The sequence below is a fragment of the Allobosea sp. GW821-FHT12C12 genome (genome assembly GCF_058807355.1).
The window spans coordinates 295609-317230 of sequence record NZ_JBXAQP010000004.1 but is presented as its reverse complement, the minus strand read 5'-3'; the positions used below and the strand labels follow the sequence as shown (position 1 = coordinate 317230).

At 68.3% G+C, this 21622-nt stretch carries 21 protein-coding genes and 1 tRNA gene; 13 read left to right on the top strand and 9 right to left on the bottom strand.

Annotated elements, in window-relative coordinates; all coding sequences use genetic code 11:
• Position 1: 1 nt before the first annotated feature.
• Positions 2-1555, top strand: a complete 1554-nt coding sequence (locus tag AC1RRW_RS08250; RefSeq protein ID WP_492900180.1) for a tripartite tricarboxylate transporter permease — start codon at positions 2-4, stop codon at positions 1553-1555.
• Positions 1556-1620: 65 nt separating this feature from the next.
• The gene (locus AC1RRW_RS08245) at positions 1621-2592 is read left to right on the top strand and encodes a tripartite tricarboxylate transporter substrate-binding protein (RefSeq protein WP_492900179.1); all 972 of its coding nucleotides are present in this window, start codon (positions 1621-1623) and stop codon (positions 2590-2592) included.
• A 152-nt stretch (positions 2593-2744) separates the two neighbouring features.
• On the opposite strand, the gene AC1RRW_RS08240 is transcribed toward AC1RRW_RS08245, so the two are convergent.
• A complete protein-coding gene (locus tag AC1RRW_RS08240; RefSeq protein WP_492900178.1) occupies positions 2745-5786 on the bottom strand; it encodes a sensor histidine kinase in 3042 nt (1013 codons plus the stop codon).
• A gap of 227 nt (positions 5787-6013) precedes the next feature.
• On the opposite strand from AC1RRW_RS08240, the gene AC1RRW_RS08235 reads away from it, so the two are divergent.
• The 5 genes from AC1RRW_RS08235 to AC1RRW_RS08215 all read left to right on the top strand — a co-directional run bounded on the left by AC1RRW_RS08235 (position 6014) and on the right by AC1RRW_RS08215 (position 8576).
• Positions 6014-6409, top strand: a complete 396-nt coding sequence (locus AC1RRW_RS08235; protein WP_492900177.1) for a phasin — start codon at positions 6014-6016, stop codon at positions 6407-6409.
• Positions 6410-6535: 126 nt separating this feature from the next.
• The gene (locus tag AC1RRW_RS08230; RefSeq protein WP_492900175.1) at positions 6536-7420 is read left to right on the top strand and encodes a hypothetical protein; all 885 of its coding nucleotides are present in this window, start codon (positions 6536-6538) and stop codon (positions 7418-7420) included.
• Between the two features lie 131 nt (positions 7421-7551).
• Positions 7552-7628, top strand: a tRNA-His gene (locus tag AC1RRW_RS08225).
• A 152-nt stretch (positions 7629-7780) separates the two neighbouring features.
• Positions 7781-8209 carry an Hsp20 family protein gene (locus AC1RRW_RS08220; RefSeq protein WP_492900174.1) on the top strand — a complete coding sequence of 143 codons (429 nt, stop codon included), beginning with the start codon at positions 7781-7783 and terminating at the stop codon, positions 8207-8209.
• Between the two features lie 100 nt (positions 8210-8309).
• Positions 8310-8576: a BQ00720 family protein gene (locus AC1RRW_RS08215; protein WP_492900173.1), complete on the top strand. Its 267-nt coding sequence runs from the start codon at positions 8310-8312 to the stop codon at positions 8574-8576.
• A 22-nt stretch (positions 8577-8598) separates the two neighbouring features.
• On the opposite strand, the gene AC1RRW_RS08210 is transcribed toward AC1RRW_RS08215, so the two are convergent.
• The gene (locus AC1RRW_RS08210; RefSeq protein ID WP_492900234.1) at positions 8599-9408 is read right to left on the bottom strand and encodes an alpha/beta hydrolase; all 810 of its coding nucleotides are present in this window, start codon (positions 9406-9408) and stop codon (positions 8599-8601) included.
• Positions 9409-9491: 83 nt separating this feature from the next.
• On the opposite strand from AC1RRW_RS08210, the gene AC1RRW_RS08205 reads away from it, so the two are divergent.
• A complete protein-coding gene (locus AC1RRW_RS08205; protein ID WP_492900233.1) occupies positions 9492-10703 on the top strand; it encodes a glycosyltransferase in 1212 nt (403 codons plus the stop codon).
• 154 nt (positions 10704-10857) lie between these two features.
• On the top strand, positions 10858-11400 hold the full coding sequence (infC, locus tag AC1RRW_RS08200) for a translation initiation factor IF-3 (RefSeq protein WP_492900232.1): 543 nt from the start codon (positions 10858-10860) through the stop codon (positions 11398-11400).
• 53 nt (positions 11401-11453) lie between these two features.
• Here the strand turns inward: infC and AC1RRW_RS08195 are convergent, their stop codons facing one another.
• Both AC1RRW_RS08195 and AC1RRW_RS08190 read right to left on the bottom strand, forming a co-directional pair.
• Positions 11454-12281 carry a 3-oxoadipate:acetyl-CoA acetyltransferase gene (locus tag AC1RRW_RS08195; protein ID WP_492900172.1) on the bottom strand — a complete coding sequence of 276 codons (828 nt, stop codon included), beginning with the start codon at positions 12279-12281 and terminating at the stop codon, positions 11454-11456.
• A 34-nt stretch (positions 12282-12315) separates the two neighbouring features.
• A complete protein-coding gene (locus AC1RRW_RS08190) occupies positions 12316-12942 on the bottom strand; it encodes a LysE family translocator (protein WP_492900170.1) in 627 nt (208 codons plus the stop codon).
• Between the two features lie 214 nt (positions 12943-13156).
• Between AC1RRW_RS08190 and rpmI the strand changes: the two genes are divergently transcribed.
• Both rpmI and rplT read left to right on the top strand, forming a co-directional pair.
• Complete coding sequence (gene rpmI, locus AC1RRW_RS08185; RefSeq protein WP_066609790.1) at positions 13157-13357, top strand: 50S ribosomal protein L35; 201 nt, start codon at positions 13157-13159, stop codon at positions 13355-13357.
• A gap of 27 nt (positions 13358-13384) precedes the next feature.
• Positions 13385-13762: a 50S ribosomal protein L20 gene (rplT, locus tag AC1RRW_RS08180; protein WP_492900169.1), complete on the top strand. Its 378-nt coding sequence runs from the start codon at positions 13385-13387 to the stop codon at positions 13760-13762.
• A 72-nt stretch (positions 13763-13834) separates the two neighbouring features.
• Here the strand turns inward: rplT and pheT are convergent, their stop codons facing one another.
• The 5 genes from pheT to pheS form a co-directional block, all read right to left on the bottom strand.
• The gene (gene pheT, locus AC1RRW_RS08175; RefSeq protein ID WP_492900168.1) at positions 13835-16258 is read right to left on the bottom strand and encodes a phenylalanine--tRNA ligase subunit beta; all 2424 of its coding nucleotides are present in this window, start codon (positions 16256-16258) and stop codon (positions 13835-13837) included.
• 37 nt (positions 16259-16295) lie between these two features.
• Entirely contained in the window at positions 16296-16739 is a 444-nt protein-coding gene (locus tag AC1RRW_RS08170; protein ID WP_492900167.1) for a hypothetical protein, read from the bottom strand.
• The gene (locus tag AC1RRW_RS08165; protein WP_492900166.1) at positions 16736-17059 is read right to left on the bottom strand and encodes a hypothetical protein; all 324 of its coding nucleotides are present in this window, start codon (positions 17057-17059) and stop codon (positions 16736-16738) included. Before AC1RRW_RS08165 ends, AC1RRW_RS08170 begins: the two co-directional genes overlap by 4 nt.
• 65 nt (positions 17060-17124) lie before the next feature.
• Positions 17125-18309, bottom strand: coding sequence for a glycosyltransferase (locus AC1RRW_RS08160; RefSeq protein ID WP_492900165.1), 1185 nt, complete (start codon positions 18307-18309; stop codon positions 17125-17127).
• Between the two features lie 19 nt (positions 18310-18328).
• Entirely contained in the window at positions 18329-19411 is a 1083-nt protein-coding gene (gene pheS / locus AC1RRW_RS08155) for a phenylalanine--tRNA ligase subunit alpha (protein WP_492900163.1), read from the bottom strand.
• A 198-nt stretch (positions 19412-19609) separates the two neighbouring features.
• Between pheS and AC1RRW_RS08150 the strand changes: the two genes are divergently transcribed.
• Together AC1RRW_RS08150 and AC1RRW_RS08145 are read left to right on the top strand one after the other, a co-directional pair.
• Positions 19610-20521, top strand: coding sequence for an alpha/beta fold hydrolase (locus tag AC1RRW_RS08150; protein ID WP_492900162.1), 912 nt, complete (start codon positions 19610-19612; stop codon positions 20519-20521).
• Complete coding sequence (locus AC1RRW_RS08145) at positions 20518-21597, top strand: tartrate dehydrogenase (protein WP_492900161.1); 1080 nt, start codon at positions 20518-20520, stop codon at positions 21595-21597. The genes AC1RRW_RS08150 and AC1RRW_RS08145 overlap by 4 nt, the downstream gene beginning before the upstream one ends.
• Positions 21598-21622 lie beyond the last annotated feature (25 nt).

Sequence of the window (21622 nt, the reverse complement as noted above, 5' to 3'; positions counted from 1 at the left end):
AATGGAAGAGATCTTCGCCAATCTCGGCCTCGGCTTCGCCACGGTCTGGAGAATCGTCTGGTGGTCGCCACCCTTCCTCCAGGGCGTCACCTCCATCCCGATCCCGATCAACATCGTGCTCTGCTTCGTCGGCTGCCTCGTCGGCACGCTGATCGGCGTTCTGCCGGGCGTCGGCCCGATCGCCACCATCGCGATGCTGCTGCCGATCACCTTCGGGCTCGATCCGGTCGGCGCGCTGATCATGCTGGCCGGCATCTATTACGGCGCGCAATACGGCGGCTCGACCACGGCGATCCTGGTCAACATCCCCGGCGAGGCGACCTCGGTCGTCACGACGCTCGACGGCCACCAGATGGCCAAGCAGGGCCGCGCCGGCGTGGCGCTCGGCGTCGCGGCGCTCGGCTCCTTCTTCGCCGGCACGGTCGCGACGGTCGTCATCGCGGCGCTGGGCGCGCCCCTGACCAAGCTCGCCCTGCTGTTCGGCCCGGCCGAGTATTTCTCGCTGATGGTGATGGGCCTGTGCTTCGCCGTCGTGCTGGCGCGCGGCTCGATCCTCAAGGCCTTCTGCATGATCATGCTCGGCCTGCTGCTCTCGACCGTAGGCACGGACCTCGAGACCGGCCAGGAGCGCATGACCTTCGGCTTCCCGCCGCTGGCCGACGGCATCGACTTCGCCGTGCTGGCGATGGGCGTGTTCGGCTTCGCCGAGGTTTTGCGCAACCTCGAGAACCCGGAGACCCGCGACGTCGTGCGCACCAAGATCGGACGCCTGCTGCCGGACTGGAACGAGATCAGGCAGTGCATCAATCCGGTGCTGCGCGGCACCGGCGTCGGCGCGATCCTCGGCATCCTGCCGGGCAACGGCGCGGTGCTCGGACCCTTCGCCAGCTACACGATCGAGAAGAAGATCGCCAAGGACGGCTCCCGCTTCGGCAAAGGCGCGATCGAGGGCGTGGCGGGGCCTGAATCGGCCAACAACGCCGGCGCGCAGACCGCCTTCATCCCGCTCTTGACGCTCGGCATCCCGCCTAACGCGGTGATGGCGCTGATGGTCGGCGCGATGACGATCCACGGCATCATCCCCGGCCCGCAGGTCATGACCAAGAACCCGGACCTGTTCTGGGGCATGATCGCCTCGATGTGGATCGGCAACCTGATGCTGCTCGTCATCAACCTGCCGCTGGTCGGCCTGTGGGTGAAGCTCCTGCAGGTGCCCTACCGCCTGATGTTCCCGGCGATCCTGATCTTCTGCAGCATCGGCATCTACTCGGTGAACAACCAGCCGGTCGACGTCGCCTTCACGGCGCTGTTCGGCCTGTTCGGCTACGTCCTGATCAAGCTCGGCTTCGAGCCGGCGCCGATGCTGCTCGGCTTCGTGCTGGGCAAGCTGATGGAGGAGAAGCTCCGGCAGGCGCTGATCATCTCGCGCGGCTCGTTCATGACCTTCCTCGAACGGCCGATCTCGGCGGGCCTGCTGCTGGTCGCCGTCGTCGTCCTCGTCATCGCGCTGCTGCCGTCGATGTCGAGGAAGCGCGACGAGGTCTTCACCGAATGACGGGGTTGCCGGGAACCCGTCCCGACCCCAGTTTCCCCTTCAACCGATCTCAGGGAGGATCACGCATGAAGAAACTCACACTCGGCCTCGCCGCCGCCATCACGCTGGCTCTGTCCGGCGGCGCGCAGGCGCAGGCCTATCCGTCCCGCCCGATCACCATGATCGTGCCCTTCGCGGCGGGCGGACCGACCGACATCATCGCCCGCATCGTCGGCGACCACATGTCGAAGACGCTCGGCCAGCAGATCGTGGTCGAGAACGTCGCCGGCGCCGGCGGCACCACCGGCATCACCCGCGCGATGACGGCGACGCCCGACGGCTACACCATCGCCATGGGCCATCTCGGCACCTTCTCGGCCGCGCCCGCGACCTATCCCGGCCTGAAATACGATCCGATCAACGGCATGCAGCCGATCGGGCTCGCGGGCGGCACGCCGATCCTGATCGTCGCCAAGAAGAACTTTCCGGCCAAGGATCTGAAGGAGTTCGTCGCCGCCGTGAAGGGCGCGCCGGACAAGTTCAACGAGGCCCATGCCGGCGTCGGCTCCGTCTCCTGGACGACCTGCACCCTGCTCAAGGGTGTGCTCGGCGTGCCGAAGCTGAACGCCGTGGCCTATCGCGGCACGGGTCCGGCCCTGAACGATCTCGTCTCCGGGCAGATCGACTTCATGTGCGACCAGATCGTCTCGGTCTCCGAGCAGGTCAAGGCCGACACGATCAAAGCCTATGCCGTGGCCTCGGCCGAGCGCTCGCCGGCGCTGCCGAACGTGCCGACCACCAAGGAGGCCGGCCTGCCGGACTACCAGATCGAGGCCTGGAACGGCATCGCCGCGCCCAAGGGCACGCCGAAGGAGGCGGTCGACCGTCTCGTCGACGCGCTGAACAAGGCGCTCAACGACGAGCCGACCAAGAAGCGCCTGCTCGATCTCGGCGCGACGCTGCCGAGCGCCGAGGAGCGCACGCCCGCCGGCTTCCAGGCCCTGATCAAGCGCGACGCCGACAAGCTGACGCCGGTGCTGGCCGCCGCGCCGAAGTAGGCTTCGCGCCATATCCGAATGACGGAGGGCGCGCGTCGCGGGACGCGCGCCCTTTTTTCATTCCATATCGCCAACCTCCGCCGTCATCCCGGCAAGGGTCGCGGCCGCGCCGATCCGGGATGACGGGGTGGTGCCGGGATCAACGAAGGGCGTCACCCCGCCAGCACGCGCTGGGGCGGGAAGGTGATCTCGACCAGCGTGCCTTCCTTCTTGACGCTGGTGATCGTCATCGCGGCGCGGTTGGCCTCGACAAGCGCCTTGGTCAGCGGCAGGCCGAGCCCCGTGCCGCCGGCCCGCCGCGTCGCGGGCACCTGCCGGAACGGCTCCAAGGCGAGAGCGATCTCGTGGTCGTCCATGCCGATGCCGGTGTCGCGCACGCGCAGGATCGCCTCGCCCTTGTCGCCGAGCGCGGTCGAGACGATGACCTGCCCGCCGGCATCGGTGAACTTCACCGCGTTGGACAGAAGGTTGATCGCGATCTGGCGGATCGAGCGCTGGTCGGCGACGACCGGCGGCAGTTTCGGCGACAGGCCCGAGCGCAGCACGACGCGGCCGCGATTGGCCTCGCTCTGCAGCAGGCTCACGGTCGAGAGCGCGATCTCGTTCAGGTTGACGCTGACGAAGTCGAGATCGAGCTTGCCGGCCTCGATCTTGGCGAGGTCGAGCAGGTCGTTGACCAGGCTGATGACGTAGCCGCCCGAGGCGTGGATGTCGCGCAGATATTCCTTGTAGCGCTCGTTTCCGATCGGTCCGAAGCGCTCCTCCGCCATCACCTCGGCGAAGCCGATGATCGCGTTCAGCGGCGTGCGGATCTCGTGGCTGATCTTGGCCAGAACGTCGGATTTCTGGGCGCTGGCCTTCTCGGCCGCCTTGCGCGCCTCGACCAGGTCGCTCTCCGTCTTCTTCCAGGCGGTGATGTCGCGCAGCACGGCGCAGAAGCGGCGCTCCGCGCCATGCGCGATCTGCCCCATCGTCATGAACAGCGGGATGCGCCCGCCCTGGCGCACGCGGCCGACGACCTCGCGCCCGTCGTTCATCACCGAGGCGACGCCGCCGCCCTTCAGGCCCTCGAGATAGTCGAGCGCCGGGGCATGGCTTTCCGGGGCGAACAGCAGCGTGAAGAGTTCGCCCGTCACCTCGCGCTGGTCGTAGCCGAACAGCGCCTCGGCGGTGCGGTTGAGCGAGAGCATCCGGCCGCGCTCGTCGATGGTGACGACGCCGTCGGTCGCGGTGTCGAGCATCGCGACGAGTTCGCCGATGCGGGATTCGCGCGCATCGACATCGAGCCGCAGCGCCGAGACGCGGGCGGCGCTCTCGGCGTCCTCCGCCTCGAACTCGGCCGCGAGTTCCGCCGCCTCCGCTTCTTCCGGCGTCTGGACCTTGACCTCGCCGCCGCCATCGGGATGGCGGAAGGCCATCAGCGTCGCCGGTTCGCCCTGCCAGGACACGCTCGACAGCACGGCGTCGACGCTGACGAGATGGCCGAGCCGGTCGATCAGGATCATCGCGCCGCCATCGGTGCGGTTCGCGCCCTTGATCAGGCGGCTGACGCTGCCGCTCGCCGTGAGGTCGTCGAGATCGGCATAGTCGAGCAGATCGAGCAGCGTGCGGTTGGCGTAGAGCGCCTCGTCGCCGCGATTGACCAGCACCGCGACCGGCAGGCGGTCGAGCACGTCGGCATGGGAATTGGGCAGGCGCTGGCGGGGGGCATCGAGCGCCGACAGCGCAGCCGCGTCGAGCGCCAGCGCGTTGTCGTCGAGGGGCGCCGGCGCAGGAAGAGCGTCTTCCGCTTCGCCGGCGGGCGTCTCGTCGATCGCGACGGGCTGGGCCGGCATCTCCGGCGCAGGCGCTGGCGGCTCGCTCTCCTTCAGCCGCAGCGGCGCGGCCTGCGGCAGGCGCGGCGCCGGCTCGTCGTCGCCGGCGATGCGCGCGCCCAGCGCCTTGGCGATCTCGCGGAAGGCGTTGCGCTCGGCCGAGCTGAGATTTGGCTTGGACGGTTCGAGCACCGGCCGGACGGCGGTCAGGTGGCCGTTGCGCAACGGCACGATGTTGGTCGGGCCAGGCCGGGCAGGGGCTTCCGCGACGGGCGGACCGGCCGGCTCGTCGACGGCCGCGGCGGGTAGCTCCGGCTCGATCGTGGCGGCCGTGCCGCCACCGGCGTCGAACTCGTCCTCGGCGTCGGTCGGAGCCTCGTCCGAGACGACGATTTCCGCCGTCGCCGTCGCATCGGCGCTGTCCGACTGGATTTCGGTCGGCTCTTGCAGGCCAGGCAGCGGCGCGGCCAGGTCTTCCTCCGCGATCTCGGGCGCCGCGTCCTGCCCGGCCAGCGCGGTCGCAGGCGCGGGGAAGGGCTCGCGCTTCGTCAGACGGGCGAGGCCGAAGCCCCGAAAGCCCGAGAATTTGCGCGCGGCGTCGAGCGCCGGCACGCCGGAGAGCTCGACGCGCACACCTTCCTGTTCCGGCCCGATGCGCCAGAGCACGCCATGGCCGCTCCAGGTCGCCGTCCCGGCAAGGCGCGCGAGCAGCCCGCCATCGCGGTCGATGATCTCGGCGTCGAGCAGATCCCGCCAGCTTCGGCCGGGCAGCGCGGCTGCCGCGGCGGGGCCGACCAGCGTGGCGATGTCGGGCGAGACGCTGGTCAGACGGCCGGCGGCGTCGCTCTGCCAGAGGAAGCGCGCCAGCGCGCGTCTGGGCGGGGCGGGCGCGGCATCGGCCGCCGACACGGCGGCTTCGATCGGCGCGGATTGGTCGGGCGCGGGCTCGGCGGCTTCCGTCGCGATAACCGGCTCGGTCGTGTCGGGGTCCGGCACGGCGACGCCGAGCCGGCGCAGCTCTGCGCTCGGCACGGCGATCGCCAGCACGGCCTGGCCGTCATCGCCATCGAGCAGGCGGCAGCCGCAGGTCACGGGCATCGCCGCGAAGCCGGAGGTCAGCCTGAGCCGTTCGAGGCGCACGGCGGCGCGCGAGGCGAGGCCGCCGGCGAGAAGCGCGAGCCGCTGCCGCGTCGCGGCCGGCAGCTCGGCGTCGAGCCCGTCGCGGCCCAGAAGCGCGAGTCCGGCGGCGTTTGCATGGCTGGCCCGGCCGCGCCCTGCGTCCCAGATCAGCAGCGCGCCGCCGGCGGCGAAGCCCGCGAGCCCGGCATCCCGCGCCGCGGCGGCGCCGATCCGCGCCCAGTCCTGTCCGGCTCCGCTCATGACCGCCCGTCGCCCGTTCGATTTAGCCGATATGGCTAACAACTGTTTAATACCCTCGGGCGGATTGCAAATCCATGGAACCCCGCCGGCCCTCCCGCGTCTCCTTTAAACAGCGTTAACGTGCGGGCGCCCTTGATGCGCGCGCTGTTGTCATCGCATTGCAACAATGATATTGCAGCGCACAATCGCCGTTGAGCGATGGATCCAGACGACCGGAGGAAGACCCGATGAATGGCAAGATCCCCTACGAGGTTCCGACCGAGATGCGCGAATTCGCCGAGAAGAGCGTCGATCAGGCCCGCAAGGCGTTCGACGGTTTCATCGGCGCCGCTCAGAAGGCCGTCGACTCCGCCCATGGCTCGGCCGAAACGGCCCGCGTCAACGCGCAGGACGCGACCCGCAAGGCGATGAGCTATGCCGAGACCAATGTCGCGGCCGCCTTCGACCTCGCCCAGAAGCTGGTCAAGTCCAAGGACATGACCGAGGTCATGCAGCACCAGTCCGAATTCCTGAAGTCGCAGATGGCTGCGCTTCAGACCCAGTTCAAGGACATGGGCGCGGCAGCCCAGGACGTGGCGGGCAAGGCTGCCGAGACGGCCGCCAAAGCCACCAAGATGAGGTGACCGCCAAGATGAGGCGGGCCGTCGCATGGCGCGCCAGCGCCGTGCCCCGGCCACGCTCGTGAATTGCCGGCTCGGCCGGGCAGTCCGCCCGGCCACGAGCCGTTCGATCGCAGAAGGAGAACCGTGATGGCCAATCCCGCCGACGCCAAGCCCGCTCCGGGCAAGGCCCCCGCCAAGGCGCCGATCAGCCTGGCGCCCGTGACTGCGATGTCCCGCCCGGTCGCCGCCGATCCGGTTCCGGCCGCGCCGGTTCCGGCCAAGCCCGTCGGGAGCAAGCCTGCCCCGGCTCCGGTCGCCGCAGCCACGCCAGTCGCGAAGCCTGCGCCTGTCGTTCAGGCTTTGCCCAAGCCGGTCGCGGCCGCGCCCGCCCAGACCGCCGCGCCCGCGTCGAAGGTCGAGGCCGCTCCGGCCAAGGCTGCCGCTGCGCCCGCCAAATCGACCAGGCCCGCCAAGACGAAATCGGCCAAGCGCGTCGCACCCGCCGGCTTGGCGTCCCCCGCCGCGAAGGTCGCCAAGGCCTCGGAATCCGTGGCGAAGGCCGTGACGTCCGCTCCCGCCAAGGCGGTCGAGAGCGCCACGCCGGTGGTGGCCGCAAGCGTCGCCGCTAGCCGGAAGGCCACCAAGGTCGCCGGGACCGTCGCCGCGAAGTCGGTCGCCGTGGCGAAGGACGTCGCCAAGGCCGCTCCGGCCATCGTTGCGTCCGCCAAGGCCGCTGCGCTCGCCAGGCCCGCCACGCCGGCGCCGCCGGAGATGCCGAACCTCATCGGCGCGATGCTGAGCCAGACGCTGACGCTGACCAGGACCGTCGGCGCGTTGCAGGCGAAGATGCTCGACCATGCCTGCGCCGAGTTGAAGGCCAGGCTCGGCGAGGCCGAGACGCTGGCGCTCACCGACAGCGCCGCCGACGCGGTCGCGCTTCAGGCCAGGGCGGTCCGCCGCGGCTACGAGGCGCATGCCGCGCATCTCAGGGAGATCGCGCGGATCGCCGGCTCCTCCCTGCGCGCCGGCTGACGGGACGTGCGCGCTCGCCGCGAGGCTTGCCGGAATCGCCGCGATTACGCGGTTGCAATCGGGCGGCGTCGGTTCTAGGTTCCGCGCCGTCGCGGACCATGTCCTTCGGGCCGGTCGCCAGGGTGCGGCATGCAGCCATAGCTCAGTTGGTTAGAGCGCTAGATTGTGGATCTAGAGGTCCCCCGTTCAAGCCGGGGTGGCTGTACCACCCGGATATCGGCAAGGCGCGGCGCGCCGCTCTTGAAGCCTGAAACCCGTATCGCCATGTATCCCTTGCGCGGAGGGGTTCGCCCTCCGCTCCGGGGCGCTGCGGCCAGCGGGCTCCGGATGTTTCCGGAGGCGCCTTTCGGGGGCTTCTCAATGACGCGCACGCCAAGCCTGTCCCATCCTTTCCTGCTCGGATTCGACGATATCGAGCGGGCGCTGGAGCGGGTCGCCAAGGGCGGCAGCGAAGGCTATCCGCCCTACAACATCGAGCGGCTGGTCAGGACCGAGGACGAACCCGACCGGCTCAGAATCACCCTCGCCGTCGCCGGTTTCGCGCGCGACCAGCTCGAGATCACCCTGGAAGAGAACCAGCTCTGCATTCGCGGCCGCCAGAGCGAAGACAAGAACCGGCAGTTCCTGCATCGCGGCATCGCCGCGCGCCAGTTCCAGCGGGCCTTCCTGCTGGCCGACGGCATGCAGGTGCTGGGGGCCGATCTCTCGAACGGCCTGCTCGCGATCGATCTCGTGCGGCCGGAACCTGAACGGCTCATCCGGCGTATCGATATCGTGAGCCGGGATTGAAGCGACGGCGCCAAAATCATGAGCCCGGATTTTGCTTCCGTTCATGATCGCCGTCGTAGACTGGAAGCTCGCCATTCGCACTGCTCTGAAGGAGGGCGCGATGAACGAAGACAGAGACCTGATCCAGGCCAGCCCGCTGACCCCGGCCGAATTCGCCGCGCTCGGCACGGGCGAGGTCGCCTATCTCAAGCCGATGAGCTCGGAAGAGCTCGTGCGGATCTTCCCGCAGGCGCCTCAGATCAAGCCCGGCCTGCAGCTCTTCGCGCTGCTCTCGGCCGATGGCGCGCCGATCCTGGTGACCGATTCGCGCGAGGCCGCGACCGCCAACGCCTGGGAACACGATCTCAGGATGGTCAGCGTCCATTGACGCTGTCGTCGGCCGGGGGGCGTCAGGCTGGTCGCGCGACTTGGGCGACCGCGTCCTGAAGGCGGGCGATGTCGGCCGGGCCGGAGAGACGGTGATCGCCGTCCTTGATCAGCGTGAGCACGACCGGATCGCAGCCGAGATGCTCGACCAGCCTGAGCGCGTGGCGCCACGGAACGTCGGGATCGGCCATCCCCTGCAGGATATGCACCGGGCAGCCGGTCCTGATCTCGCTTCCGAACATCAGGTTGCGGCGTCCGTCCTCGATCAGCGCCCGCGTGATCGGGGTCGGATCGGGCGAATACTTGGACGGCCTCATCCAGACGCCGTCGCGCATGATCGTCTCGCGGACGCCGTCCGGCATCTGCGCCCACATCAGCTCCTCGGAGAAGTCGACCGCCGGCGCGATCAGCACCATGCCGGCGGGCGCGGTCGCGGCGTCGATCATCTGGCGCGCGGCGAGCAGCGCGATCCAGCCGCCCATCGAGGAGCCGACCAGAACCGGCGGCCGCCGGCAATGGGCGGCGATGACGGCGAGCGCGTCGTCGCGCCAGTCCGACAGGGTCCAGCGCGCGAAATCGGCCCCGCTCTCGCCATGGCCGGCATAGTCGAAGCGCACGAATCCGCGCCCGTTGGCGCGCGCCCAGTCGGACAGCGCCTCGGCCTTGGTCGCGCGCATGTCGGAGCGGAAGCCGCCGAGCCAGACCACGGGCGGGCCGTCGCCGGTCTGGACCAGGCAGGCGAGCCTGCGCCGTCTGTCGCCTTGCCCGGTCTCCAGCCATTGCGGCGGCTCGCGCTCCACGTTCAAATCTCCTGTGGCGAATCCGCCCTGCATCGCGAATTTCGGCTGCGGCGGCAAGGCGCGCGTGGTCATATCGTCGACGAACCAGCGAGTATCCTGATCACGTGAACCCTTCCATGCAGCCCGGCGCGCATCTGACGCTGCCCTCGACCGAGACCCATCCGCTCAGCGGCCGCACCATCCTGCAGATCATCCCCGATCTCGATGCTGGCGGGGCCGAGCGCACCGCGGTCGACATCGCCAAGGGCCTGACCGATGCCGGCGCGCGCGCGCTGGTCGCGACCGAAGGCGGCCGGCTCGTCGCCGAGCTCCAGGCCAAGGGCGGTGTCTGGCTGCCTTTTCCTGCGGCGTCGAAGAACCCGCTCGCCATGGCGCTGAATGTCGGCCGGCTGGCCAGGCTCTGCCGCGACGAGGGCGTCGAGCTGATCCATGCCCGCTCGCGCGCGCCGGCCTGGGTGGCGCTGGCGGCGGCGCGGCGGCTCAGGCTGCCTTTCGTCACGACCTATCACGGCTCATACGCCAGCCGCTCGACGGTGAAGGCGCTCTACAACTCGGTGATGGCGCGCGGCGACGTGGTGATCGCCAACTCCGCCTATACCGCCGCGCTGATCCTGGCCAAGCACGGCTTCGCCCGCGACCGCATCCGCATCGTCCATCGCGGCACCAATTTTTCCGCTTTCGCGCCGGCGGCCGTCGGTCCCGAGCGCATCCAGGCGCTGCGCAAGGCCTGGGGCGTCGAGCCGCATCAGCGCATCGTGCTGCTGCCCGGCCGGCTGACCGGCTGGAAGGGCCAGCGCGTGCTGATCGAGGCCGCCCGCATCCTGCGCGACGGCGGCGACAGCGACACCGCCTTCATCCTGGCTGGCGATCCGCAGGGGCGCGACGGCTACGTCAAGGAGCTCGACCAGCAGATCGCCGCCGCCGACCTGAAGGACCGCGTCAAGCGCGTCGGCCACTGCGCCGACATGCCGGCCGCGCTGCTGGCGGCGGCGATCGTGGCTGTGCCCTCGACCGAGCCCGAGGCCTTCGGGCGCGTCGCGGTCGAGGCGCAGGCGATGGGCGCGCCGGTCGTCGTCTCCGATCTCGGCGCGGTGCCCGAGACGGTGCTCGCCCCGCCGCGGACCCCGCCTTCCGAGCGCACCGGCTGGCGCGTGCCGGCCGGCGACGCCGCGGCGCTGGCGGCGGCTCTCACCGAGGCGCTCAGCCTGCGGCCATCGGCCCGCGACGCGCTCGCGCGCCGGGCCCGCCTGCATGTCGAGCAGCATTTCTCGCTGGAGACGATGGTGTCGGAGACGCTCGACGTCTATTGCGCCCTGCTGGAGAGATAGGGCGGTCGGCGATAGGCAGTCGGGTCTATTGCATCGGCTGCCGTATTGCCGACTACCCTACTGCCCTCTTCCGGGTTTCCATTGACATCGCGCCTCTTTGTGCAATGTGTCTGCCCAGCGGCGCGCAACGCGCCAATCACAGGAGAATACCCCCATTCGTCGTCCTTTCCGTGCTGCCCCGACCCCGACCAAAGACGGCCCGCGCTCCAACCGCGACATTCGCGGCGTCCGAGATGTCCAGCTCATCGACGATGCCGGCGCCAATCGCGGCGTGGTCTCGTTCTTCGAGGCCCTGAAGATTGCCGAGGATGCCGGCCTCGACCTGGTCGAGATCGCCCCCAACTCCGTGCCTCCGGTCTGCAAGATCCTCGATTACGGCCGCTTCCGCTTCCTCGAGCAGAAGAAGGCGGCCGAGGCGCGCAAGAAGCAGCGCACGATCGAGATCAAGGAGATCAAGCTCCGGCCGGGCATCGACAAGCACGATTACGACGTCAAGATGAAGGCCATGCACGGCTTCTTCGAGGAGGGCGACAAGGTCAAGGTGACCCTGCGCTTCCGCGGCCGCGAGATGGCCCACCAGGATCTCGGCGTGAAGGTGCTCGAGCGCGTCAAGGGCGATCTCGCCGAGGTCGCCAAGGTCGAGAGCGACTGGCAGCTCGAAGGCCGCCAGATGGTGATGGTGCTCGCGCCGAAATGACGTGGCGCTGGTCGCGCCAGGGGCATATGTTTCATCGTGATGAGCAGGCTGCGTCAGGCTGCGGCCAGACCGAGCAGGCTGCGCGCCTCGGCCACCGTCGCCGGCCGGCGGCCATAGTCCGGGCAGAGCTCGACGACGCGTTTCACCAACGCGGCGTTGGACGGGGCGAGCGTTTCGCGGTCGAGCCGGACATTGTCCTCGAGCCCGGTGCGGCAATGGCCGCCGAGTTCCAGCGACCAGCGGTTCAGCGTGATCTGGTCGCGCCCGATGCCGGCCCCGGTCCAGGTCGCGTCGGGGCTAAGCCGCTTCAGGGTCGCGACGTAGAACTCGAAGCTCGCGCGGTCGACCGGCATGGCGTTCCTGACGCCCATGACGAACTGGACATGCAGCGGCCCCCTGATCGCGCCGGCGACGTTCATCTCGACCGCCTTGAACAGCATCGACAGGTCGAAGGCCTCGATCTCCGGCTTGACGCCATGGGCGAGCATCTCGCTGGCCAGCCAGTCGACCAGCTCCGGGCTGTTCTCGTAGACCCGGGTCGGAAAATTGCACGACCCTGTCGAGAGCGAGCACATGTCGGGCTTGAGCGGGATCATGCCGCCGCGCTCGCGTCCCGCGCCGGAGCGTCCGCCGGTCGAGAGTTGCACGATGATGCCGGGACAGTGCTTGCGCAGTCCCTCCAGCAGGCGGCCGAAGCGCTCGGGGTCCGAGGTTGGCGCGCCCTCGTCGGTGCGGACATGGCAATGCGCCAGCGTCGCCCCGGCCTCGAACGCTTCCTGCGTGGATTCGACCTGCTCGGAGATCGAGATCGGCACCGCGGGATTGTCTCGCTTGGTCGGGAGCGAGCCTGTGATGGCGACGGTGATGATGCAGGGGGTCATGCGTTTTCCATGCTGAGTTCGACGGCCCGCCGGCTTATCCGAAGACGGCGAGGCGCAGGCCAAGCGCGATCAGGACGACGCCCATGACGATGTCCAGGCCCGATTTCGCCCGGACATAGGCCCGGTTCACCATGGGCACGGTAAAGAACAGCGCCACCGCGATCCACCAGGCCGTCGAGACCACGACCACCACGGCGACGGCGGCCCAGAACAGCCAGCCCGGCGCGCCGGCCGGAATCATCACGCCGAACAGGCTGGCGTAATAGGCGACGACCTTGGGGTTGGTGATGTTGGTCAGGTAGCCGGCGCGCACCGCCTCCAGCCCGGACTCCGGCTCGGCGGCGGCATGAGATGCGGCCGCTCCTCCGTTTTGAAAGGTCGCGATCAGCAGCTTCGCGCCGAGATAGATCAGATAGGCAGCGCCGGCGATCTGCAGGGAGCGATAGGCCAGCGGAAAGCTCGCCAGCAGCGTGCCGAGGCCGGCCGCCGCGGCAAATGCCCAGGTCAGCGTCGCCAGCACGACGCCGAGCGTCAGCAGAAGCCCGGCCCGGCGGTCGCCTCTCACCGCATAGCTCATCACGACCGCGAAGGTCGGCCCGGGGCTCGCGATCGCGAGGAGATGGATCGCCGCGATGCTCGCGAGAATGGCAAGCTGATTCATGAATGCTGGATTCCCCGCCTTGTCACCGCATCGGCGGGTCTCGCGCCGATCATGTCAAGTCGTGACGGATGCTTGCCACCCCCCGCCTTTTCTGTCATACGCGCGTCCTTCGATCGCCCGGCTGATAAGGGCTGCCGTGGCGATCGTTCTTTGCTTCCAGCAAGCAAGATTGAAGCGGCGCAACTCGCGCGCTCGCGACCTATGAGGAGCCGAAATGCCCAAGATCAAGACGAAGTCGAGCGCCAAGAAGCGCTTCAAGATCACCGGAACCGGGAAGGTGCTCTACGCACAGGCCGGCAAGCGTCACGGGATGATCAAGCGGACCAACAAGCAGCTCCGCAATCACCGCGGCACCAACGTCCTCTTCGAGGGCGATGCGGCCAACGTGAAGAAATACTTCCTCCCCAACGGCTGACGCCCCTAACCTTCCGGAGATCACCACATGGCTCGCGTGAAACGGGGCGTAACGTCCCATGCCAAGCACAAGAAGACACTGAAGTCCGCCAAGGGTTTCTATGGCCGCCGCAAGAACACGATTCGCGCCGCGAAGGCCGCCGTCGATCGCTCGATGCAATACGCCTATCGCGACCGAAAGAACCGGAAGCGCTCGTTCCGCGCGCTCTGGATCCAGCGCCTCAACGGCGCGGTGCGCGAGCATGGCCTCGTCTATTCGGCCTTCATCAACGGCCTGACCAAGGCCGGGATCGAGCTCGACCGCAAGACCCTGTCGGCGATGGCGATCGACGATGCGGCCTCGTTCGCCGCCGTGGTCGAGACGGTCAAGGCCGCGCTCGCCGCCGCCGAGCCGAAGGCCGCCTGAGGGTTTTCGCCTTCATCTGACTGAAAAAGGCCGGCGGTGACGCCGGTCTTTTTTGTTGGTCGTTGGCCGGGACTACCCCCGCAGCGTCGCCCCGTGGCGCTTCGCCATCTCGGCGACGATCCTGCCGCCGACCGCCTCGATCTCGGCCTCGGTCAGCGTCTTCTCCTTCGGCTGCAGCGTCACCGCCAGCGCGACCGATTTCTTGCCGGCCTCGACGCCCGGCCCCTCGTAGAGATCGAAGACCGAGACGTCCGCGATCAGCGCGCGGTCGATGTTCTGCGCCGTTTTCAGCATGTCGCCGGCCGCGACCGACGTCTCGACGATGAAGGCGAAGTCGCGGGTCACCGGCTGGAAGCCCGACAGCATGAGCTTCGGCTTGACCTTGGTCGGCCTGTATTTCGGCAGCGGCAAGGCATCGAGATGGATCTCGAAGGCGACCAGCGGACCCTTGACGTCGAGCGCCCTGAGCGCCCTGGGATGGACTTCGCCGAAGGCGCCGATCACGCCCTTGGGCCCGAAGCGCAAGGTGGCCGAGCGGCCGGGATGGGCCCAGTCGGGTCCGCCCGCGACGATCTGCAGGCCGCCGACCGGCACGCCGAGACCAGCCAGCAGGCCCATGACATCGGCCTTGGCGTCGAGCGCGTCCGCGGGCTTGCCCGCACCGTCCCAGTGCCGGCCGACGCCCTCCAGCCGCGCCGCGCCCCGGCGCAGGCCGGCAGCCGCGATCAGTTGGCCCTCGGGCTCGTCGCTCTGGAACACCTGGCCGACCTCGAACAGCGCGACCTCGCCGATGCCGCGGTCGGCATTGGCCTGGCTCGCCTTGATAAGCCCCGGCAGCAGCGAGGGCCGCATGTCGGAGAGATCGGCCGCGATCGGGTTGGCGAGCGCGAGCTGGCGCGAGCCGCCGCCGAAGAGTTGCGCCGCATCATGGGCGATGAAGGACCAGGTCACGGCCTCGACCATGCCGCGGCTCGCGAGCAGACGCTTGGCGAGGCGCGTGCGCTTCTGCGGCACGGTCAGGACCGGCTTGACCACCTCGCCCCTGATCCGGGGAAGCGGCGTCGAGACGACGCGGTCGAGCCCGGCGATGCGCAGGATCTCCTCGACCAGATCGGCCTTGCCGCCGACATCGCCGCGCCAGGACGGGGCCGTGACCTCGACCCGCTCGCCCGCGCCCGAAACGTGGAAGCCGAGCGAGGTCAGGGCGAGCTTCATCTCGACCTGCGGCAGATCGAGCCCGGTCAGGCGCTTGACCTCGGACCAGGGGAAATCGATCGCATGAGCGTCTTCGGGCAACTCGCCGGCGAAGACCATCTCGGAGGCTTCGCCACCGCAAAGCTCGATGATCATCGCGGTGGCGAGATCGAGCCCCGGCCGGCAGAAATCGGGATCGACACCGCGCTCGAAGCGGTAGCGCGCATCGGAGTTGATGCCGAGCGCGCGGCCCGAGCGGGCGATGTTGAGCGGGCTCCAGAGCGCGCTCTCGACCAGCACGTCGACCGTGTGCTCGTCGCAGCCCGACGCCTCCCCGCCCATGATGCCGGCTAGCGACTCGACGCCGTGGTCGTCGGTGATGACGACCTGTTCGTCGGAGAGCGCATAGGTCTTGCCGTCGAGCGCGAGGATGCTCTCGCCGTCCCTCGCCCGGCGCACCACGAGATCGCCGCTGACCTTGGCGGCGTCGAAGACGTGCAGCGGCCGGTTGCGGTCGAAGGTCATGAAGTTGGTTATGTCGACGAGCGCGTTGATGGGGCGAAGCCCGATCGCGCGCAGCCGCGCCTGCAGCCACTCCGGCGAAGGGCCGTTCCTGACCCCGCGCACCAGCCTGAGCGCGAAGGCGGGGCAGAGCGCATTGTCCTCGGGCGCGAAGTCGAGCGTCACGGTGACGGGGCAGGGGAACGAGCCCCGGATCGGCTTGACCGAGGGCGTCGTCAGCGCGCCGAGGCCGGCGGCGGACAGGTCGCGCGCGACGCCCGCGACGCCGAGCGCATCGGCGCGGTTGGGCGTCACCGCGATCTCGATCACGGCGTCGTCGAGGCCGGCATAGCGCGCATAGGGCTGGCCGACCGGCGCGTCGTCGGGCAGGTCGATGATGCCGTCATGGTCCTCGGAGATTTCGAGCTCGGCCGCCGAGCACAGCATGCCGTTGGACTCGACGCCGCGGATCACGCCCTTGCCGAGCGTGATGTCCTTGCCGGGGATGTAGGTTCCGGGCGGAGAGAACACGCTCTTCATGCCGGTGCGGGCGTTCGGCGCGCCGCAGACGACCTGCACCGGCTGGCCTGCTCCCGTATCGACCATGCAGACGCGCAGGCGGTCGGCATTGGGATGCGGCTTCGCCTCGATGACGTAAGCAATGGTGAAGGCCGACAGCGCCTTCGCCTTGTCCTCGACGCCCTCGACCTCGAGCCCGACCCGGGTCAGGGTTTCGGTGATGGTGTCGAGGGTGTCGGTGGTGTCGAGATGGCTCTTGAGCCAGGAATGCGTGAATTTCATGCGTTTGTCTTCTTCAATGGCGAAGGGCAAAGTACGCTTACCGACTTCTGGCAAGCAGTCCCGCTACGATCAGACGACGTTGCGCCTTATTAAGGCCGCGAACCGCGACAATGGCTTCTTTCGCCAAAATGATGAGTTCTTGAACTTCAATCTTGCCCAGCAGGAAAGGCTGTGGATCGTAATCGGCCTTAAGCCGCTCTTGCTGAAGGCGGGCAAGCGTTGCCGCGACAGATCTGACTTGCATGTCATTCACAAGTTTCAATCTTTTCGCGAGCGATGCATGATCAGGAAAACGGTATACCTGTTCGTACACGTCCCAAGGCGCGCCGCCTCCGACTGTTTGGTCGGCAAAAACTTCGAGAAGGGCGTGGAAGAGTGCATAATAGGCAGTCGATGTGGCGCGGCGCATGGAGACTTGTTGGGGACGACCTTTGTCTCGATATGTCAGATCAAGAGCTAGGCGCAGCATATCGTCTATCATGCACGACGCCTGGGACGCGGGGGTTCAACATCTTCCGGATACTCGTCGTGCGGCCACTTCGGCGAAATATAGGGAAAGCGTGCTTCGCCTTGCGCTTCCAGCGCAGTCAATACGGCGAGATGCATGTCGCTGAAGCGCTTACCAAGAGTCGTCGGCGCGTCCTCCGTTAGAAAAACGTCAACGAAAATCGCCGGTTCGCCCAATTGATTATCTTCGAAACGCGTCTCGACGACATCGACGATTCCGCCGAGCTTGGCTTTGACAGTCGTTTCGATCACGGCCTCGAGTTCCCGAGTCGCCGCCTCGCTCATGAAGACCATGATCAACTCCTCAGGCTTCGACATGCTCGGTTTTCGTCCGCAAAGCGGTGACGCTGCTATTTCTATCACCCCTGACCATCGCGTCGCAAACTTAACGCCGCCGCCGGCGCCACGGCGTTCAGCTCGTCCGCCCCATCCGTCTTGATCTTCATCGCGTTCCCGCGCCAGCTCACCTCGCCGGCAAGGAAGGCGTAGGCCCAGATGCCCGGAAAGACGATGTCGCGGACGAGCATGGCCGCCGGCATCCGCCAGGACGAATACCAGCCGACGCCCGCCGCCAGCGCCATCTCGGCGATATACCAGGGCAGCAGCACGAGCAGCGGCCCAAGCCAGGCCGACAGCCCGAAGGCGGGCGCGGCGAAGGCGGCCAGCAGCACGGGCAGCAGCGGCCCGGACAGGATCTCCGGCGCGAAGAAGGGCAGGAACGTCACGCGCCTCAGCCGCGCCCAGCGGAACTGGCGCTGCACCACGTCGCGTAGCGTGCGCGCGCCGAGCGGCTGCTCGAAGGGCTGGCCGACGAGATGCACGTGCCTGCCGGCGCGGCGCACCAGTTTGGTCGCGGCCGCATCCTCCGCGATCTCGTCGGCGAGCGCGGCTATGCCGCCACTGGCGTCGAGGAAGGGCTTGTTCCAGAGCATCGACTTGCCCTGCGCGAAGCCGAAGCCGAGCGCCTCGCCGGCATATTGCCAGCGCGCCTGGAAGGTGTTGAGGAAGGCGCATTCGACCTCGGCGCCGAAGTCGAACGGCCGCGAGCCCGCCGGCGTCGAGCAGACGAGGCCGGTATCCGGCCGCCACGAGGCCAGCATGCGCTGGATGTAGTCCTTCGGCATCAGCACGTTGGAGTCGGCGAGGATGACCCATTCGGTCGCGGCCGCCTCCCAGCCCTTGACGCAGTTGTTGAGCTTGGGATTGGCGCTGACCGCGACGTCGCCGACGATCAGGCCGACCTGCTCGGCCCCGAAGCGGCCGATCAGCTCCTCGACCAGCGGCACGATCGGGTCGTCGGCGTCGGCGACGCAGATCAGCGTCCGGTAGCGCGGATAGTCGAGCGTCAGGCCCGAGGTCAGCGTCTCGCGGCTGAACGCCTCGATGCCGCACACCGGCCGCACGATCGTCACCGCCGGCAGCGCGTCGAGCACGGCCGATCCGGTGTCCTGGCGGCGCAGGCGCACGAAGGCGACCGCCTGGCAGAGCAGGTTCGTCGCGACAAGCAGCGCCGCGAACAGGCCGGCCCAGACCGCGCCGCTCATGCCGGAATCCTCCCTGCGCTCACGACGACAATCCGCCCGTCAGCGTCGGCAGGTCGAGCGGGCGGAAGCCGTAATGCTGCAGCCAGCGCACATCCGCCTCGAAGAAGGGGCGCAGGTCCGGCATGCCGTATTTCAGCATGGCGATGCGGTCGATGCCCATGCCCCAGGCGAAGCCCTGATAGACTTCCGGGTCGAGCCCGCAGTTCTTCAGCACGTTCGGATGGACCATGCCGCAGCCGAGGATCTCGAGCCAGTCCTCGCCCTCGCCGAAGCGGATCTCGCCGCCCTTGCGCGAGCACTGGATGTCGACCTCGACCGAAGGCTCGGTGAAGGGGAAGAAGGACGGCCGGAAGCGCATCTTGACCTCGTCGATCTCGAAGAACGCCTTGCAGAATTCCTCCAGCACCCATTTCAGGTGGCCCATATGGGCGCGCTCGTCGATCACCAGGCCCTCGACCTGGTGGAACATCGGCGTATGGGTCTGGTCGGAATCCATCCGGTAGGTCCGGCCCGGGCAGATCACGCGGATCGGCGGCTCCTGCGCGATCATGGTGCGGACCTGCACCGGCGAGGTATGGGTGCGCAGCAGCTTGCGCTCGCCGTTGGAGTCGGGCGCGAAGAAGAAGGTGTCGTGCATCTCGCGGGCCGGGTGGCCGACGGGGAAGTTGAGCTTGGTGAAGTTGAGGTCGTCGGTCTCGACATCGGGCCCTTCCGCCACCGCGAAGCCCATGTCGCCGAAGATCGCGGTGATCTCGTCGATGACCTGGCTGATCGGGTGGATGCGTCCGCGCTGTTCCGGCCCCTCGCGCACCGGCAGCGAGATGTCGATGGTCTCGGCCGCCAGCCTGGCCTCCAGCGCCGCGTGGCCGAGCGCGTCCTTGCGGCTGGCGAGCGCGGCCTGGACCTTGTCGCGCAGGCCGTTGATCAGCGGTCCCTTTTCCTTGCGCTCCTCCGGCGCCATCGCGCCGAGCGTCTTCAGCAGGCCCGAGATCGAGCCGGCCTTGCCGAGCGCCGCGATCCTGAGCCGTTCGAGGCCCGCCTCGTCCTGCGCCGCGCCGATATCGCCGAGAAGCGTGGCGCCCAGGGTGTCGATGTCGTTCATGCCTGCTCTGGTCCGTTTGCGAGGCACCTTCTAGGGTGTCGTCAGCGCCGATGCTAGAGGCATCCTGCGCCGGCCCCGGCCTGCCGCGCCGCTGCGACAGGCCTCCTCGCTATTGATCAGGATTGTGAAATAATCCGCAGGCGCAATCCAAGACATTTCAGGCTACCTCGCCTGTCATTGTTGCAAGCGTCGGGTCCGATGAGTCTCACCGAAGTGCCAGTCGAGGACGGCCTCTTCCCCGGCTTTCGCCTGCTCGACATCGCGACGTCGGGCGCGCGCATCCGCGTCCGCACCGGCGGGGAGGGCCCGCCGCTGCTCCTGCTGCACGGCTATCCGCAGACGCACGCGCTCTGGCACAAGGTCGCCGAGCGGCTGAGGGACCGCTTCACGCTCGTCTGCGCCGATCTGCGCGGCTATGGCGACAGCGACAAACCCGCGACCGATGCCGAGCACTTCCCCTATTCCAAGCGCGCCATGGCGCTTGACATGGCTCAGGTGATGAGCGCGCTCGGCCATGAACGCTTCTGCGTCGGCGCGCATGATCGCGGCGCGCGCGTCGGCCATCGCCTGGCGCTCGACCATGCCGGGCGCGTGACCAAGCTCGCGACGCTCGACATCGCGCCGACCCGCGAGATGTATGCCGGCACGAGCGACGCCTTCGCCCGGGCCTATTGGCACTGGTTCTTCCTGATCCAGCCCGCGCCGTTTCCCGAGCGGATGATCGGCGCCGATCCGAAGGCCTACTGGCTGAAGAAATGCGGCTCCGGCTCGGCGGGCCTGTCGCCCTTCGCGCCGGAAGCGCTGGAGCACTATCTGCGCTGCTTCGCCGACCCCGCCACGATTCACGGCAGCTGCGAGGATTATCGCGCGGCGGCCGGCATCGATATCGCCCATGACGATGCCGATGGCGGCCGCAAGCTGACGCAGCCGCTGCTCGCGCTCTGGGGCGAGCACGGCGTCATCGGCGAATGCTTCGATCCGTTGGCGCTCTGGCGGCTGCGCGCCGGGGACGTGCGCGGTCATGCCCTTCCCGGCGGGCATTACCTCGCCGAAGAACTGCCCGATCTCGTCGCGGCCGAATTCGCCGCGTTTTTTGGAGAACAGCCATGACCGGAACCAACCGTGTCCATCGCATCGCCGTGATCGCCGGCGACGGCATCGGCAAGGAGGTGATGCCCGAGGGCCTGCGCGTTCTCGAGGCCGCCTCGAAGCGCTACGGCTTCGAACTCAGGCTCGACACGTTCGATTTCTCCTCCTGCGACTACTACGCCAGGCACGGCAAGATGCTGCCCGACGACTGGAAGGACCGGATCGGCGGCCATGACGCGATCTTCTTCGGCGCGGTCGGCATGCCGGCGCAGGTGCCCGACCACATCTCGCTCTGGGGCTCGCTCCTGCTGTTCCGGCGCGAATTCGACCAGTACGTCAACCTGCGCCCGGTGCGGCTGATGCCCGGCGTGCCCGGCCCGCTGGTCGGCCGCAAGCCCGGCGACATCGACTTCTTCGTCGTGCGCGAGAACACCGAGGGCGAGTATTCTTCCGTGGGCGGGCGTATGTATGCCGGCACCGGGCGCGAGATCGTCATCCAGGAGACGGTGATGAGCCGGGTCGGCGTCGACCGCGTGCTGAAATACGCCTTCGAGCTGGCGATGCGCCGTCCGCGCAGGAAGCTGACCTCGGCGACCAAGTCGAACGGCATCTCGATCACGATGCCGTACTGGGACGAGCGGGTGAAGGAGATGGCGAAGGCCTATCCCGACATCGCCGTCGACCAGTATCATATCGACATCCTGACCGCGCATTTCGTGCTCAATCCGGACCGCTTCGACGTCGTCGTCGCCTCGAACCTGTTCGGCGACATCCTGTCGGATCTGGGGCCGGCCTGCACCGGCACAATCGGCATCGCGCCGTCCGGCAACATCAACCCGACCGGCGAGCATCCCTCGCTGTTCGAGCCGGTCCACGGCTCGGCTCCGGACATTGCCGGGCTGGGCGTCGCCAACCCGGTCGGCCAGATCTGGTCGGGCGCGATGATGCTCGACCATCTCGGCGAGCACGAGGCGGCCAAGGGCATCGAGGCCGCGATCGAGCGCGCTTTGGGCGACGCCCGCACCCGCACGCGCGATCTCAGCGGCACGCTGGGAACGCAGGCAGCCGGCAAGGCGATCGAGCAGGCTCTGGGCTGAAATAAACCTTGGACTGAACAAGCCT